At 73.2% G+C, this 14,376-nt stretch carries 13 protein-coding genes; 6 read left to right on the top strand and 7 right to left on the bottom strand.

The window, feature by feature from the left end; genetic code table 11:
- Positions 1-9: 9 nt before the first annotated feature.
- Both FHX45_RS01695 and FHX45_RS01700 read left to right on the top strand, forming a co-directional pair.
- A complete protein-coding gene (locus FHX45_RS01695; RefSeq protein ID WP_167096270.1) occupies positions 10-1,248 on the top strand; it encodes an MFS transporter in 1,239 nt (412 codons plus the stop codon).
- On the top strand, positions 1,245-1,640 hold the full coding sequence (locus tag FHX45_RS01700; protein ID WP_167096271.1) for a PaaI family thioesterase: 396 nt from the start codon (positions 1,245-1,247) through the stop codon (positions 1,638-1,640). Before FHX45_RS01695 ends, FHX45_RS01700 begins: the two co-directional genes overlap by 4 nt.
- Here FHX45_RS01700 and FHX45_RS01705 read toward each other — a convergent pair.
- The 3 genes from FHX45_RS01705 to FHX45_RS01715 form a co-directional block, all read right to left on the bottom strand.
- Positions 1,626-2,987 carry an MFS transporter gene (locus FHX45_RS01705; RefSeq protein ID WP_167096272.1) on the bottom strand — a complete coding sequence of 454 codons (1,362 nt, stop codon included), beginning with the start codon at positions 2,985-2,987 and terminating at the stop codon, positions 1,626-1,628. The genes FHX45_RS01700 and FHX45_RS01705 overlap by 15 nt on opposite strands.
- A gap of 124 nt (positions 2,988-3,111) precedes the next feature.
- The gene (locus FHX45_RS01710; RefSeq protein WP_167096273.1) at positions 3,112-3,870 is read right to left on the bottom strand and encodes an SGNH/GDSL hydrolase family protein; all 759 of its coding nucleotides are present in this window, start codon (positions 3,868-3,870) and stop codon (positions 3,112-3,114) included.
- A 211-nt stretch (positions 3,871-4,081) separates the two neighbouring features.
- A complete protein-coding gene (locus FHX45_RS01715; protein WP_167096274.1) occupies positions 4,082-5,515 on the bottom strand; it encodes an MFS transporter in 1,434 nt (477 codons plus the stop codon).
- A gap of 210 nt (positions 5,516-5,725) precedes the next feature.
- Here FHX45_RS01715 and FHX45_RS01720 point away from each other — a divergent pair, with 210 nt between their 5' ends.
- Positions 5,726-6,646: a helix-turn-helix transcriptional regulator gene (locus FHX45_RS01720; RefSeq protein WP_167096275.1), complete on the top strand. Its 921-nt coding sequence runs from the start codon at positions 5,726-5,728 to the stop codon at positions 6,644-6,646.
- 16 nt (positions 6,647-6,662) lie between these two features.
- Here the strand turns inward: FHX45_RS01720 and FHX45_RS01725 are convergent, their stop codons facing one another.
- Complete coding sequence (locus FHX45_RS01725) at positions 6,663-7,748, bottom strand: DUF5937 family protein (RefSeq protein WP_167096276.1); 1,086 nt, start codon at positions 7,746-7,748, stop codon at positions 6,663-6,665.
- Between the two features lie 101 nt (positions 7,749-7,849).
- Between FHX45_RS01725 and FHX45_RS01730 the strand changes: the two genes are divergently transcribed.
- The gene (locus FHX45_RS01730) at positions 7,850-9,094 is read left to right on the top strand and encodes an MFS transporter (RefSeq protein ID WP_208405766.1); all 1,245 of its coding nucleotides are present in this window, start codon (positions 7,850-7,852) and stop codon (positions 9,092-9,094) included.
- Here FHX45_RS01730 and FHX45_RS01735 read toward each other — a convergent pair.
- Positions 9,091-9,603 (bottom strand): CGNR zinc finger domain-containing protein, encoded by a 513-nt coding sequence (locus tag FHX45_RS01735; RefSeq protein WP_167096278.1) that lies wholly within the window; start codon positions 9,601-9,603, stop codon positions 9,091-9,093. The two genes, FHX45_RS01730 and FHX45_RS01735, sit on opposite strands and share 4 nt — an antisense overlap.
- Positions 9,604-9,804: 201 nt before the next feature.
- Between FHX45_RS01735 and FHX45_RS01740 the strand changes: the two genes are divergently transcribed.
- Positions 9,805-10,653: a patatin-like phospholipase family protein gene (locus FHX45_RS01740; protein ID WP_167096279.1), complete on the top strand. Its 849-nt coding sequence runs from the start codon at positions 9,805-9,807 to the stop codon at positions 10,651-10,653.
- A 19-nt stretch (positions 10,654-10,672) separates the two neighbouring features.
- Here the strand turns inward: FHX45_RS01740 and FHX45_RS01745 are convergent, their stop codons facing one another.
- Together FHX45_RS01745 and FHX45_RS01750 are read right to left on the bottom strand one after the other, a co-directional pair.
- On the bottom strand, positions 10,673-11,557 hold the full coding sequence (locus tag FHX45_RS01745) for an SMP-30/gluconolactonase/LRE family protein (RefSeq protein ID WP_167096280.1): 885 nt from the start codon (positions 11,555-11,557) through the stop codon (positions 10,673-10,675).
- Between the two features lie 73 nt (positions 11,558-11,630).
- Positions 11,631-12,758, bottom strand: coding sequence for a tyrosine-type recombinase/integrase (locus FHX45_RS01750; protein ID WP_167096281.1), 1,128 nt, complete (start codon positions 12,756-12,758; stop codon positions 11,631-11,633).
- 494 nt (positions 12,759-13,252) lie between these two features.
- On the opposite strand from FHX45_RS01750, the gene FHX45_RS01755 reads away from it, so the two are divergent.
- Entirely contained in the window at positions 13,253-14,230 is a 978-nt protein-coding gene (locus FHX45_RS01755; RefSeq protein WP_341771304.1) for a coiled-coil domain-containing protein, read from the top strand.
- Positions 14,231-14,376: the final 146 nt, after the last annotated feature.

The raw sequence follows: 14,376 nt of genomic DNA on the forward strand, positions 1-14,376 counted from the left end.
ATCGAGCCCATGACGAACGACACCGCGATCACCTCACGCTCGGCGGCCGATCCACGCGCCACCCCGCTAGGTGGCCGGGCGTGGCTGGTGGCCGCGTTCGCGATGACGACCGTGGGCTGGGGCGCCAACCAGTTCGCGCCACTGCTGTCGCTCTACGAGACGCAGCGCGGCGTCAGCACCGCCCAGGCGCAGGGCATGTTCGTGCTCTACGCCGTGGGGCTGGTGCCGGGACTGCTGGCCGGCGGGCCGCTGTCGGACCGGCGGGGCCGGCGCCAGCTGATGCTCGCGGCGCTGGCTCTGTCGATGGTCGCCGGCATCGTGCTCGCGGCCGGTGCCTGGACCACCACGGTGCTGTACGCGGGCCGGCTGATCGCCGGCGTGGCCAGCGGCGCGGCGTTCAGCTGCGGCACCGCTTGGATCGGCGAGCTCAGTGCGCGCCGGCCCGGCGCCGCCGGACGGGTGCCCCGCCGCGCCACGGTGGCGATGACCGCCGGCTTCGGCCTCGGGCCGCTGGCCGCCGGGATGCTGGCGCAGTACGCCCCGGCACCGCTGGTGCTCGTGTACGTCCCGCACGTCCTTCTCGCGGCGACCGCGCTGGTCCTGGCGTGGCGCGCACCCTCGGGACCGGCCACGGGTCCCGTGGCGGCGACGCCGCGGCCGGTGGCACCGGCCTGGCGGCACCGCCGGTTCGTGCTGCTCGTCCTGCCGGTGGCGCCCTGGGTGTTCCTCACGGCCGCGGTCGCGCTGGCCACGCTGCCCGGCAGCGTCGCTGACCTCCTGGGTGACCACGTCATGCTGTTCAGCGGGCTGGTGACGCCGCTACCCGCGCTGACCGGCGTCCTCGTCCAGCCGGTCGCCCGCCGGCTGCACAACCGGTCCCGGCTGCTCAACCCCGGGTCCCTCGCGCTGGCGGTGATCGGGCTGCTGATCGGGGCGGCCGCGGTCGCCACCTCGTCCATCGCCCTGGTCGTCGTCGGCGCGCTGGTGCTCGGTGCCGCCTACGGCGCGCTGATGGTCAGCGGGCTGACCGAGGTCCAGCGGCTCGCCGAACCCGCGCACCTCGGCCGCGCGATCGCGATCTTCCAGGCGGCCACCTACGCCGGGTACCTCAGTCCGTTCTTCATCGCCCTCCTCGCCCGCGTCGCCGACCTGGCGCACATCCTCGTCGCGCTGGCGGTGCTCGCCGCGGCCACCGCGGTCTGGGCGGCCGCGGCCGACCGCCGGCTCGCCCGCGGGGCGGCGCGATGACCGCGCACCTGCCCGCGCACCTGGGGATCGAGCTGATCGACGCCGCTCATGGCGCGGCCCGGGCCCGCCTGCCCCTCGGTGCCCGGCACCTCGCGCCGACCGGCCGCATCCACGCCGGCACGCTGGTCACACTCGCCGACACGGCCTGCGGGTACGGCTGCCTGGCGTCCCTGCCCGCAGGCCGGGACACCTTCGCCACCATCGACCTCGTCACGCACCTCGTCGGGGCCGCCCGGCCCGGCGAGGACCTCGAAGCCGTCGCGGACCTGCGCCATGACGGCCGCACCACCCAGGTGTGGGACGCGACCGTCACGGCGGGCCCGCAGCGGCGGGTGATCGCCCACTTCCGGTGCACGCAGCTGCTGATGACCTCCCGCCTACCGCGCGACTGAGCGGGCGCGGAGGTACACGGTGTCGTCGCTGATGTCGGCGCGGGAGCGGTCCTTGAGCAGTGCCACGCAGACGATCGTGACCGCCGCCGAGAACACCACGTACGCCGAGATCGAGTACGGCGTGCCCGTTACGTGCAGCAGCCAGGTGGCCAGCAACGGCGCCGGCCCGCCGGCGAACACCGACGCCAGCTGGTAGCCCAGTCCGGCGCCGCCGTAGCGCAGGTGCGTCGGGAAGCTCTCGCCGATCAGCGCCGCCTGCGGCCCGTACTGCATCGCGTGCGGGATCATCGCCACCACGATCGCGATGAAGATGATGGCCATGCCGCCGTTCTTGAGGATCGCGAAGTACGGGAATGCCAGCACCCCGGTCAGCACGGCGCCGGTGAGGTAGACCCGTTTGCGCCCCAACCGGTCCGACAACTGGGAGAACCACAGGATCAGCGCCAGCTCCAGTGCCGCGCCGAGCAGCACGGCGTTGAGCACGAACGTCTTCGAGTAGTGGTGCTGGGCCACCACGTACACCAGGACGTAGCTGGTGTAGAGGTAGAACGGCATCTGCTCGCTGAACCGCAGCCCGGCCGAGAGCAGGATCTCCCGCCAGTGGTGCTTGATCGCGTCGCTCACCGGGCTCTGCGAGGTCCGCTGCTGCGCCACGATCTTGGCGAACATCGGGGTCTCCAGGATGCGCAGCCGGATCACCAGGCCGACGGCGACGAGCACCAGGCTGGCCAGGAACGGGATCCGCCACCCCCACGAGCTGAACGACGCGTCGGAGAGCACCGCGGACAGCAGCGTCATGCCGCCGGTGCCGAGGACGAGCCCGACGGGCACGCCGATCTGCGCGAAACTGCCCAGCAGGCCGCGTTTGCGCTGGTTGCCCCATTCCATGGCGAGCAGCACCGATCCGCTCCACTCGCCACCGATCGCGATGCCCTGGATCAGCCGCAGCGCCACCAGGAGCAGCGGGGCCGCGATGCCGATGGTCGCCGCGCCCGGCAGCACGCCGACCAGGCCGGAGGCGATCCCCATCATCAGCAGGGTGACGATGAGCGTGGCCTTGCGGCCGATCCGGTCGCCCCAGTGACCGAAGATCGCTGCGCCGACCGGGCGGGCGGCGAACCCGACCGCGTAGGTGGCGAACGACTGCATCGCCCCCGCGTAGCTGGAGGAGGCGGGGAAGAACAGGTGCGGGAAGATCAGTGCCGCTGCCGTGTTGTAGAGGAAGAAGTCGTACCACTCGATGGTGGTGCCGATGGCGCTGGCGACGGCGGCGCGCCGCACCTGCTTGCGCTGCTGCCTGCCCTGTTCCTGGAGAACGTTGTCCGCTTCGTTTCGCCCGAGAACCATGTCCGTCGTGCCTCCTGTGACTGGCCTCACACTTTCTGGAACGATCCCTCACACGGGTGACGATGTCCAGTTGAGAACCAAGATTCACGGTGCGTGACCGGAATGCCGCATACGGCGAGCGGGCTCAGTTCACCGGCAGCAGCTGCGGCCGTTTCGCGGCGAGCGTGTCGCCGGAGGATTCCCCACGCAGACGGCGGCCGATCCAGGGCAGCACGTGCTCGCGGCCCCACTGCAGGTTCTCCGCGCGCTGCCGCCGCCGGTCGGCCGGCTCACGTGACCCGAGTGCGGCGGGGGAGAGCAGGTGCGGCCGGCCGAGTGCCTCCAGGGCGGCGATGGCGACCTCGGTGTGGCCCAGGGAGTTGAGGTGCAGCCGGTCGGCCGACCACAGGCGCCGGTCCCGCAGCTGCCGCATCCCCCACATGTCCACCAGGAGCGCGCCGTGCCGCGCCGCGATCACGCGAGTGTGCTCGTTGTAGATCGCCGTGCGGCCGCGCAGCTTGCGGAACACCGGGTCCTCCACGCCGTCGACGCCGGTGAACAGCAGCACCGTCGCCCCGGTCTTGGCGAGCTGTCCGACGGCGTCCTCCAGGCGGGCGGCCAGCGCGTCGATATCCGCCTTCGGGCGCAGCAGATCGTTACCGCCGGCGTAGAGCGACACCAGGTCGGGCTGCAGTGCCAGCGCGGGCTCGAGCTGCTCGGCGATCACCTGCTCGAGCAGCCGTCCCCGGATCGCGAGGTTGGCGTAACGGAACTGGGGGTCGGCGGCCGCCAGTTGCTCGGCCACGCGGTCGGCCCAGCCCCGCACGCCGTTCGGGCGTGTCGCGTCGGGGTCGCCGACGCCTTCCGTGAAGGAGTCGCCCAGGGCGACGAAACGCTGGCTCATGCCCACATCCTAAGCGAGCGCTTACTGCGTTCCAGCACCGTGCACCCTGCCCGCGGCCGCGGCGCGTAACTTGTCCGGATTGGCGACGTTTGGGTGGTCAGCGTCGTCTCCTCCGACTCCGTTGTGGACGACCACCAGATGGAGGTCGCGCGCCGATTCCTGCCGTGGCCGCGGTGTGACGGTGGGCATACCCGTCGATCAGGGCCGTCGATCAGCGGCGGCCGGACGGCCGGCCGCCGCGCAGGAACAGGGCGCTGGTGAGGACGCCGAGGAGCACGAGGGCGGCGTTCACCGCGATCGCGACCTTCAGCCCGCCGAGCATGGCCGCGGCTCCGGTGCCGGCCATGGCGGCGGTAACGACGGCGCTCATGACCGGCGTGCCCATCGTGATGCCGACCTGCTGGGTCATGGTGGCCAGTCCGGTGGCCAGGCCCTGTTCGTGGTCGGCGAGCCCCGAGGTGGCGGTGACCATGAAGGCCACGATGACGAGCATGTTGCCGACACCGCCGGCGAAACCGGCGACCAGCATCAGCCACATCCAGGCGGGATCGGCACCGAGGCCGAGCAGGGCCGCGGTGAACACGGCCTGCAGGAGGCCGCCCGCGATCAACGTCCGTTTGCTGCCGATCCTCCCGATGACCTTCGACGCCGTGCTGCCGCCCACGACCGTTCCCGCGCCGAGCACGCCGAAGGACAGGCCGGCGGCGAGCGGGGAGAGGCCGAGGACGTTCTGGAGGTACAGGGTCAGCGGGAAGACCAGGGAGGTCTCGGTGAGGAACGCGATCAGGCCGGCCACATTGCCCCACGCCACCGAGCGCTTGCCGAGCACACCGACGGGCACCAGCGGCGCGGGCACCTTGCGCTCGACCGCGTAGAACACCAGCAGCAGCACCACGCCGACCGCCAGGGACGACACCGCGGCTGCCGAGCCCCAGCCCTGTTCACCGGCCTGGGTGAGCCCGAAGACGATGGCCAGCAGGCCGAGCGTGACGCTCACCGCGCCGGGCACGTCCAGCCGGGGACGCTCGCCGGGCCGGGACTCCTTGATGACCGCCGGGGCGATGAGCAGCACGACCAGGGCGACGGGCACGTTGAGGAAGAACGCCCAGCGCCAGGACAGCAGGTCGGTCAGCAGGCCACCGAGGACCGCGCCGGCGGTGAAGCCGGTGGACATCAGCGCCCCGTTGAGACCGAGCGCCTTCGCGCGCAGCGGACCCTCCGGGAACGCGGTCGTCAGCAGCGACAACCCGGCCGGGGTCACGGCCGCGGTCGCCAGCCCCTGGAACACGCGGGCCGCGATGAGCATCTCCGGGTTCCGCGCCAGCCCGCCCACGAGCGAGGCCGCGCCCAGGACGGCGAGCCCGCCGAGGAACAACCTGCGGCGGCCGAACAGGTCCGCGACCCGCCCGAAGAACAGGGTGAAGCCGGCCGCGCACAACGCGAACGAGGTGGCGATCCACTGCAGGTGCCCCAGCGAAAAGCCCAGGCCCCGGCCGATCACCGGCAGTGCCACGTTCAGGATCGCGAAGTCCACGGCCAGCGTGAACTGCGTGGTGAGCAGCAGCACCAGCACCAGCCGGAGCCGAGGGGTGAGCACGGCCGGTGCCGTGCCGGCGGCGGGCGCCTCCACACCAGTGACAGACATGACGTCGATTCCCTTTCCCGGGTTCCGCACGCGGCGCATCCGCGTCCCGCGTGATCGTGGATAAGGCTCGCCCCTGCGTGGTTTCGCAGCCAGAACCCCGTGGTGCGCAGCCGGCGGGAGGGTAGTCACGAGATGACCACCCTCCCGGCTTCCCGCGGTCCGGGCCCGCGGGCATCATGGGGACGTCAGTCCACCTGCCTGGAGGGATGTATGCGCGTGTTGTCCGAGCTGGGCGACTTTCTCAAGTCCCGCCGTGCCGCGCTGCGCCCCGAGGACGTCGGCCTCACCCCGCACCCGGCCCGCCGCCGGGTTTCCGGGCTGCGCCGCGAGGAGCTGGCGCTGCTCGCCAACGTCAGCATCACCCACTACACGCGTCTGGAGCAGGGGCGCGCCGCGAGCGTGTCGGACGGCTTGCTGGAGGCGATCGCGCGCGCCCTGCGCCTCACCGAGGACGAGACCGCCCACCTGAAGGACCTGGCTCGCCCGGCTGCCGCCTCGTCCCGGCCGGCCCCGCCCCGGGTGGAGCACGCCAGCGCCTCGGCCCGGCAGCTGCTCACGGCCATGACCGACGTGCCGGCGTTGATCCTGGACCGGCGCAACGACGTCCTGGCCTGGAATCGGCTGGGCCACGCGCTGCTCGCCGCGCACCTCGCGCCGGGCTCCCCGGACACGCCCGGCACCCGGCCCAACATGACCCGGATGTTGTTCCTGGACGAGCAATACCGGCGGTTGTACGCGAACTGGCACGACCAGGCCGTACTCGCCGTGGCCAGTCTGCGCCTGATCGCCGGCCGCCATCCCGACGACCGCGCACTGGCCGAGCTCGTCGGTCAGCTCAGCATGAACAGCGACGAGTTCGCCTCGCTGTGGGCGCGGCACCCGGTCCGCACCTGTACCTCCGGGGTGAAGCACCTGAACCACCCGCTGGTGGGTGCGATGGCACTCAACTTCGAAAACCTCGTCATCCCCGGCGCCGCGGACCAGCACTTGATCGCGTACACGGCCGAGCCCGGCTCGCCGTCGGAGGCGGCACTGCGGCTCCTGGGCAGTGTGACGTCTCCGGTGACCCTGGACCCGACCGCGGACCGCACTGGCCTCAGGGCGAACAGCTTCCCCTCCATCCCACGTTGAGGCCTACCGCGGCTGCTCAGCGGAGGACGGCCGCGAGCAGGTCCGTGCCCAGTGTCGTCATCTCGGGCAGGTTGAGGGTGTAGTGGACGTAGCGCCCCCGGCGCCGGGAAGTGAGCAGACCCGCGCGACGCAGGACGGCGAGGTGGCGGGAGACCTCCGGGGGCGAGAGTTTCCAGGCATGGGCCAGCTCGCCCGTGGTGTGCGGGCCGCGCGCCAGGGTGCGCAGCAGCCGCAGCCGGACCGGATGGGCGAGTGCTTCCAGCCGGCGGGTGACCGTGTCCATCGGCACCGGTTCCAGCGGGCCCGGCTCGGCGACGGGGTACTGCACCACCGGCTGCCAGCCGGCCGCGTGGATCACCACCAGGTGCGGGTGGCCGAAGCTGGTGGGGATGAAGGTGATCCCGTTGCCGTGCGCGGCGGTCGCGTTGTCCTGCAGCTTGTCCACCACGATGCAGTCGCCCTCCGGCGCCAGGGTGAGCGCGCCGGAGACCGAGGCGAGTGCGGCCCGGATGCCCTGCCGTTGCCGCAGATCGTTCTTCTGGCGCAGGTCGGTGGTCAGTAGCCCGGCGACGCCCGACCAGGCGTCGTCGAAGAACGCCTCGGCACACTGTTCCAGGGTCTGCCGCACCCGCGCCCGCACCGCGGCCGGGTCCGTGAGCAGCCGCTCCGCGAACGCCTCCTGGAGCGCGCCACGGGCCTGGGCCAGTTCCAGGGCCCGCTCGCGGGCGGTGGCGTCGGCGAGCGGCGACGGCGCGCCGAAGCGGACCCGGTTGCTGCCGCACGTGGTGGTGAGCGCGGAGGACACGTAGGTCTCGTCGTCGAGGCGGTCCACGTCGTCCAGCTCCTCGGCGAGGGTCTGCCGGGGCCGCGCGGGGACCAGGAAATCGGCTCGTGAGGAACGCCAGAGGAACTCCGCCTCGCGCAGCCGCTCGGCCAGCTCCGGCGGTAGCCCCGCCCAGACGTCCCCGGCCCAGGGGGCCAGCCGCGGGTGATGCCCGGGTTCGGCCAGGACGTGCAACATCGCGGTCAGCTCGGCCAGCGGCGAGGCGGCGAACCGCAGCCGCTCGGCCGGCAGCCCGGTGATGTCGATGCGCAGCGTCACGCCCGCCATCATCCCTGGTTGGACGGCCGAGGCCGCGGTCGGTTGACGAGATCCGTCAACCGGTTTGCCGCAACCAGCCGCCCGGCAGAACCGTGGGCGTCGTGCCGATCGCCACCAGAAGTCATCCCCGTGCGCTCCTTCGGGCCTCCGGCGGCCCCCGCTACGCCGTCGCCCTGGCCGTGGACGCGCTCGGCACCGGTTTGCTGCGGCCCTTTCTGCTGCTCTACGGGGTGACGGTGCTGGGGCTGTCCGCGCCGGTCACCGGCACCACCATGACCGCAGGCATCGTCGCGGGCCTGGTGTGCATGCCCGTGGTGGGCGGGTGGCTGGACCGGGGCGCCCGCAGCACGGTCGTGGCGGCGTCGATGCTGGTGCGGGTGCTGGGCGTGGCGCTGCTGCTGGCCGCCCCGGCGGGGAACGTCTGGCTGTTCGCGGGCGCGGCGCTCTTCCTGGGTATCGGCAACCAGGCGTGGCCGGCCGCCCACGTGGCCCTGGTGGCCACGATCGCCCACGGCAGGGAACGCGACGCCGCCCTCGCCGGGGGCCGCGCCCTGCGCAACGCGGGCCTGGGTGCGGGCGCACTCCTCGCGACCGCGTGCCTGGCGGGCGGCACCACCGCGTTGCGGGTGCTGGCGGTCGTCACCGGGCTCGCCTACCTCACCGCGGCGGCCTTCGCGTGGTCGGTCCACGTGCACGCCCATCCGGCCACTGCCACCGGCACTGCCGAGGACGGGGACGGCGAGCCCGCACCCCGGATGCACGCGCTGCTGGCCGCCAACGTGATCTACGTCTTCTGCCTCAACGTCCCCGAGATCGCGCTCCCGCTGGTCCTGGTGACGCAGATGCACGCCTCCCCGGTGTGGTCGGCGGCCATCTTCGTGGCCAACACGGTGCTGGTCGTCACCCTGCAGGTTCCGGTCACCGTGCTGCTGTCCCGCTTTTCCCGCCGGTCCGTGCTCGCTTTCGCCGGCGTGGTGCTCACCGCGTCCTACCTCGGTTTCCTCGCGGCCACCTCCCTGGGGCACGGCTCAAGCGTCCCGGCCATCGCCGCGGTGTCCGTGGTCTGCACCGCCGGTGAGATCATCTACGCGGGCAGCGCCACCGCGCTCGTCACCGCGCTCGCCCCGGCGCGTGTCCTGGGGCGCGCGCTCTCCCGCTTCCAGCTCTCCACGGGCTTCGGCCTCGCCGTCTCCCCGGCGGTCATCACCGGCCTCGCGTCCCGTGGCCAGTTCGCCCTCTGGGGCAGCCTCGCCGCCGCGACCCTCCTTTCCGCCTCCGCCGTGCGCCGCGCCGAACGCGGCGGCCACCGGCTTTCCGGATGGCGGCACCGCGCCGTGCGGCGCTAGGAGGCGCGGGCGCGGTGCTCGGCCACGTGCACCCGCGTCGCGCAGCGCGTGGAACAGAACCGGCGGCGGCCGTTGCGCGAGGTGTCCACGAAGACGATCTCGCAGCCGTCGCGGGCGCACGCGCCGAGGCGGTCCGGGTCCTCGCACATCAGGTGCGCCAGGCCGCCCGCGGTGAAGGCCCGGATGCGGCGGGGCAGTGGATCGTCCTCTGCGGCGTAGTGCAGGTGCGCGGGCAGCCCGTCGTGGCGGGAGACGAACGGACGGCAGGCGGTCTCCGCCAGCAGCCCGTTGACCAGGTCGACCCGCCGGTCCGGGCCGGGTTCGGTGAACACCGGCCGCAGGCGGCGGCCCCACGCCCGTGCCTCGCGGGCGTCGGCGTCGGTGAGCCGGGTCAGCGACATGCCCGCGTCACGCATCATGCGCAGCAGCTCGGCGGCGTCGGCGTCCGGCATGTTGACCAGGCCCGCCGCCACCTGGGCCGCCGGCCCGCCGTAAGGGTTGAAGTGCACTGACCCATTACAACACGCTGAGGGCATGAGCGTCGAACACTGCCCCCGCTGTCACTGGCCGCTGACCGAACTCCACGGCGACGGATCGCGCCACCCGGTGTCCACCGGCCGCGTGGACTACCGACGCTGCATCTGCGGGGCCTGGCTGCTGATCGTCAACGGCACACTCGCCGGTGCCACCCGTGCCGCTAGGATTCGACGATGACACGCGCACTTGTGCTGGGTGGTGGCGGAGTTGCCGGAATCGCCTGGGAAACCGGCCTGCTGCACGGCTTGTCCGAGTCCGGAGTGGACGTACTGGACGCCGACCGCTTCGTCGGCACCTCCGCGGGCTCGACCGTGGCCGCCCAGATCACCAGCGGCACCCCGCTGGCCGAGCTGTTCCAGCGCCAGGTCGACCCCGCACTGCAGGCGCCGGAAATCCCCGCGGACATCGACGCCGAGACCGTCGGTGCGCTGTTCGCCTCGGCGCACGCCGCCGCGCGGGATGCGCGCGATGCCCGGTGGCGGATCGGTGAGCTGGCGCTGGCGGCCGAGACCGTGCCGGAGGCCGAACGGCTGAAGGTGATCGAGGCCCGCCTGCCCTCGCAGGAGTGGCCCGCGGCGCCGCTGCGGATCGTCGCGGTGGACGCCGCGACCGGGGACGAGCGTGTGTTCACCGCAGGGTCCGGAGTCTCGCTCGTGGACGCGGTCGCGGCCAGCTCCGCGGTGCCCGGCACCTGGCCGCCGGTGACCATCGACGGCCGCCGTTACATCGACGGCGGGGTGCGCAGCATGGTGAACGCCGACCTCGCCGCCGGCTGTGACCGGGTGCTGGTGTTGCAGGCCATGCGGATTCCCGGCAACCACGACCTGGACGCGGAGATCGCCGCGCTGCGCGAGGACGGCGCGCGGGTGCTCGTGGTCGAGGCGGATGAAGCCACGAGCGAGGCGATGGGCCCCAACCCGCTCGACCCTTCCGTCCGGGACGCGGTCGCACGCGCCGGGTACGAGCAGGGCCTGCGCGAGGCCGCCGAGGTCGCGGCGCTGTGGGGGCAGCCGGGTTCGTAGCCGAAGCGGTGCGTGTCCCTCAGGGGCGTCCCGCGCGCGGAATGTCGACGCGGAAGGCGAGCAAGCTGGCTTCCCGGACGTCCTTGCGGGCGTGCTCGTAGAAGTCCGGCGCCGCGCAGGCGAACAGGGTGCGCCCGTCGGCGCCGCCGAGCATGCACGCGAACACCCCGGTGCCCGGCCTGATCTCGTCGGTGATCTCACCGCCCTGCCGGACGCGGACCAGCCGTCCGCCGAGCCCGTCGGCGATCCACAGCGCGCCCTCGGCGTCCAGGCAGCAGCCGTCCGGGGCGAGCACAAGCTGGGGAAGCGCTTTCTCCAGGTCGCGTTCGGTCGGCGGCTCGCCGAACTTCGCCCAGGCGCGGCGATTGGTCAGGGAACCGTCCGCGGCGATGTCGAAGGCGGTCACGCGGTTGCCGAAGGTCTCGTCGACCAGCAGCACCCCGTCGCCGGTGATGACGCTGCCGTTGGGGAACAACATGTCCTCGGCGACCACGGTGACGGTGCCGTCGGGGTCGGCGCGCAACAGGCCGGCCGGCGCGACCGGCGCGCCGTTCATCAGGTCGAAGCCGAAGTTGCCGACGTAGGCGCGACCCTGCTCGTCCACCACCATGTCGTTGAGGTGGCCGGTGACGTGCGCGGACAGGTCGGCGTGGGTGACGAGCGTGCCGTCCGGTTCGCGGCGCAGCAGCCGGGCGTCGCGCATCGAGACGATCAGCAGCCGGCCGTCGGGCAACCAGCCCAGCCCGGACGGCTGCTGCGGCACTTCCGCCTCCACGCGCAGGTCGCCGCCGTCCTCGGTGGCGGAGAACACCCGCTGCGTGTAGAAGTCGGCGAACCAGATCCGTCCCTCGTGCCAGCGCGGGCATTCGAGGTAGGAGAACCCGTCCAGAACTGCGTTGCTCACCGTGCGCTCCGCTCGCCGTGGGTACGGTGTGGACAGTGAGCCACGGTGGGCGGGCGGTGTCAAGGCCGGGCGCTCAGGCGTCGCGCACCAGCCGGAGATGGCGCTGTTCCTCCGGTTGCGGCGCGGTGTTGCCCGGGCCGGTGGTGCCGCTGGTCAGGTCGGCGAGCATCTGGGTGGTCTGGCGGCGCCGGCTGCGGCGGACGTAGATCAGCGTGGTGGCCACGCTTTCGTGGCCGGCGAGGTCGGCCAGGTCCTCGACGGAGACGCCCTGTTCGTAGCCGAGGGTCAGCACGGTGTGCCGCAAGGAGTGCGGCACCACGTCGTCGGGGTGGTCGAGTCCCGCGCCGCGGGCGGTCTCCCGCAGCAGGTTCCCGAGATCCCGGGAGGTCAGCGGGGTGCCGGTGCGGGTGGCGAACAGCCAGCCGGACAGTCCGGCGACCGGGGTGCCTTCCCGGCGGGCGCGGGCGGTGAGGTAGTCGGTGAGCGCGAGGTCGGCGCGGCCCAGGATGTCGGCCGTCTTGCGGTGGCCGCCCTTGTTGACGTAGCGCAGGACCCGGTGGCCGCGGTCGACGCCGAGGTCGCCGTCCGGGCCGCAGCGGGCGTGCAGGATCGCCCCGGACCGCACGGCGGTGGTCGCCATGATCTCCAGGATGGCGAGGTTGCGCAGCGCGGCCTCGGTGCCGGCGCCGGCGGCGCGGCTCCGGGCGTGGCCGAGCAGGGCGAGGAGTTCGTCGTGGGTCAGGGCCCGGGTCTGCGACTCCTGGTCCCGCTTGTGCCGGGGGACCAGCCGGGCGGGGTTGTCGTCGTGGGCCCGGTTGTTGATCAGCTCGGTGTACCAGGAGCTGACCGCCGCCAGACGCGCGTTGAAGGTGACGGGGCTGCCGGGGTCGAGCAGGGCGATCCAGTCCTTGACGTCGGCGAGCCGGGCAGCCAGCGGGTCCACGCGGTGCCAGTCGCAGTAGGACAGCCACAACCCCAGTCCGCGCCAATAGGAACGGCGGGTCTGGTGGCTCTTCATCTCCAGCAGCCACGACCGCGTCACCCCGCGCGGGCCGAGCTCGTCCGCCGGATCGTCGCGCAGCCCCGGCAGTTCGGCGACCAGCTCGGTCACCAGGCGCCGCAGGACCGGTTTGTCCGGGGCGCGTGCGGGCATCGGCCGCGGCTCGTACGGCGCCAGCTCGACGGCGGGCCCAGCGTTCATGGCAGCACCATCCCGGTTCACGGCGATGCGGGTCAGGCTATCGCAGCTGCGGCCGCGTGCACCGGCGGCTCGCGCGCGGGCGGGGGTGGATGCGGTTGTCCTCCTGTCCGGTTGTCGTCACCGCTGATCGGGCGCCGCCGCGGGTCTTGACTCGACCATCTCCGACCCCCGGGCATCCAGGTCGTTTCGTCACGGTGACGACCACCCAGTTTTCCGCGCTCAGGACGAGCTTGGAGAGGCCCGCGATAACCGTGATTATCGCGAGAGGCTGCTTGATCAAGATAGAGAACTCGAACCCGGGGTTTAGGTAATAAAACTCGAACTGGTAACCTGCGGCTATGCCGGAAACACCACCCCCACCGCGCCGTGATGCAGCCGGGAACCGTGAGCCGATCAGTGACCCCGGGTTGTGCCGGTACTGCCGGCGCCACCCGCGCAAACAGCCCGGGCCACGCGGTGGCCGGCCCGGGGAGTACTGCACGACGGTGTGGGCGGTGGACGACCGCGGCCGGGAGGTGACGTGCGCGCGGCTGGACGAGGCGGAGCAGGTCTCGTTCGCCGCCTACGGGCCGGCGCTGCCCGGTCTGGACGTGGCGGCGGTGGGCCGGGACGTGAGCCGGGCGCTGGCGGAGATCACCCCGCTGCAGCGGACCCTCGCCACGCTCGACGAGCGGCTCGACGCGGAGGTGGCGGACGCGCGGGCGCGGGCCGCGCAGGCCGACACCGCACGAGCCGACGCGGAGGCCAGGGCCGAGGCCGCCGAGCAGCGCGCCGCCGATGCGGACGCGGCCGCGGCGGAGGCGGCGGAGCGGGCATCGGCCGCACAGGCCCGGGCGGACGAGGCCGAGCAGCGGGCAGCGGCCGACCGGGCTCAGGCCCAGCGGGCCATCGCCGACCGGTTGACCGCCGAGGGCGAGATCCGGCAGCTGCGGGAACGACTCGACGAGCAGGCCGCCGAGCAGCAGCGCGCGACCGAAACCGCGGCGGCGCGCATCGAGGAGCTCACCGCGGCGGCCGCGGCCCGCGGCAGCGAAGCCGAGGCCGCGCACGCCCGGGCGCGGCAGCTGGAGACGGACCTGCGGGACCTCGCCACCCAGCACCACGCCGACCTCGAAGAGCTGCGTGCCCGGCACGAGCAGGCACTCGCCGCGGAGCGCGAGCGTCACAGCCAGGCGCACGACCAGTGGCAGTCCGAACGCGACGAGCAGATCGCCGGGCTCCGCGCCCAGCACGAGGCCGCACTGAGCGAGGCCCGGCACCGCGCCGCCGAACTGGCCACGGCAGCGGCCCGGGCGGACACCGCCGCCACGGAGGCTCGCGCCGCCGCCGCGGCCGCCGGTCGCACCGCCGAAGCGACCGCCGCGCGGCTGGCGGCGGTGCGGGAGGGTGTGCTGACAGCCCTGGCCGAGCCGCAGACCGACCTGCCGGCCCGGTTGCGCGCCCTGCTCGCGGAGACGGCACCCCCGTCCTGACCTCTGCCCCCGCTGGTGTCCGCCCGGCGCGGGTGGTGCGGCTGGTCGTGCACCTGCCGCCGGCGGGCTGGAGTCCGACCGCGCAGCGCTGGGCGGGCCACCGTCCCGGTGGAGACTCGCTCGCCCGAACAAGATCCTCGCGTGGG

It is taken from the genome of Amycolatopsis granulosa (assembly GCF_011758745.1).
In the GTDB taxonomy this organism is placed as follows: Bacteria; Actinomycetota; Actinomycetes; order Mycobacteriales; family Pseudonocardiaceae; genus Amycolatopsis_E; species Amycolatopsis_E granulosa.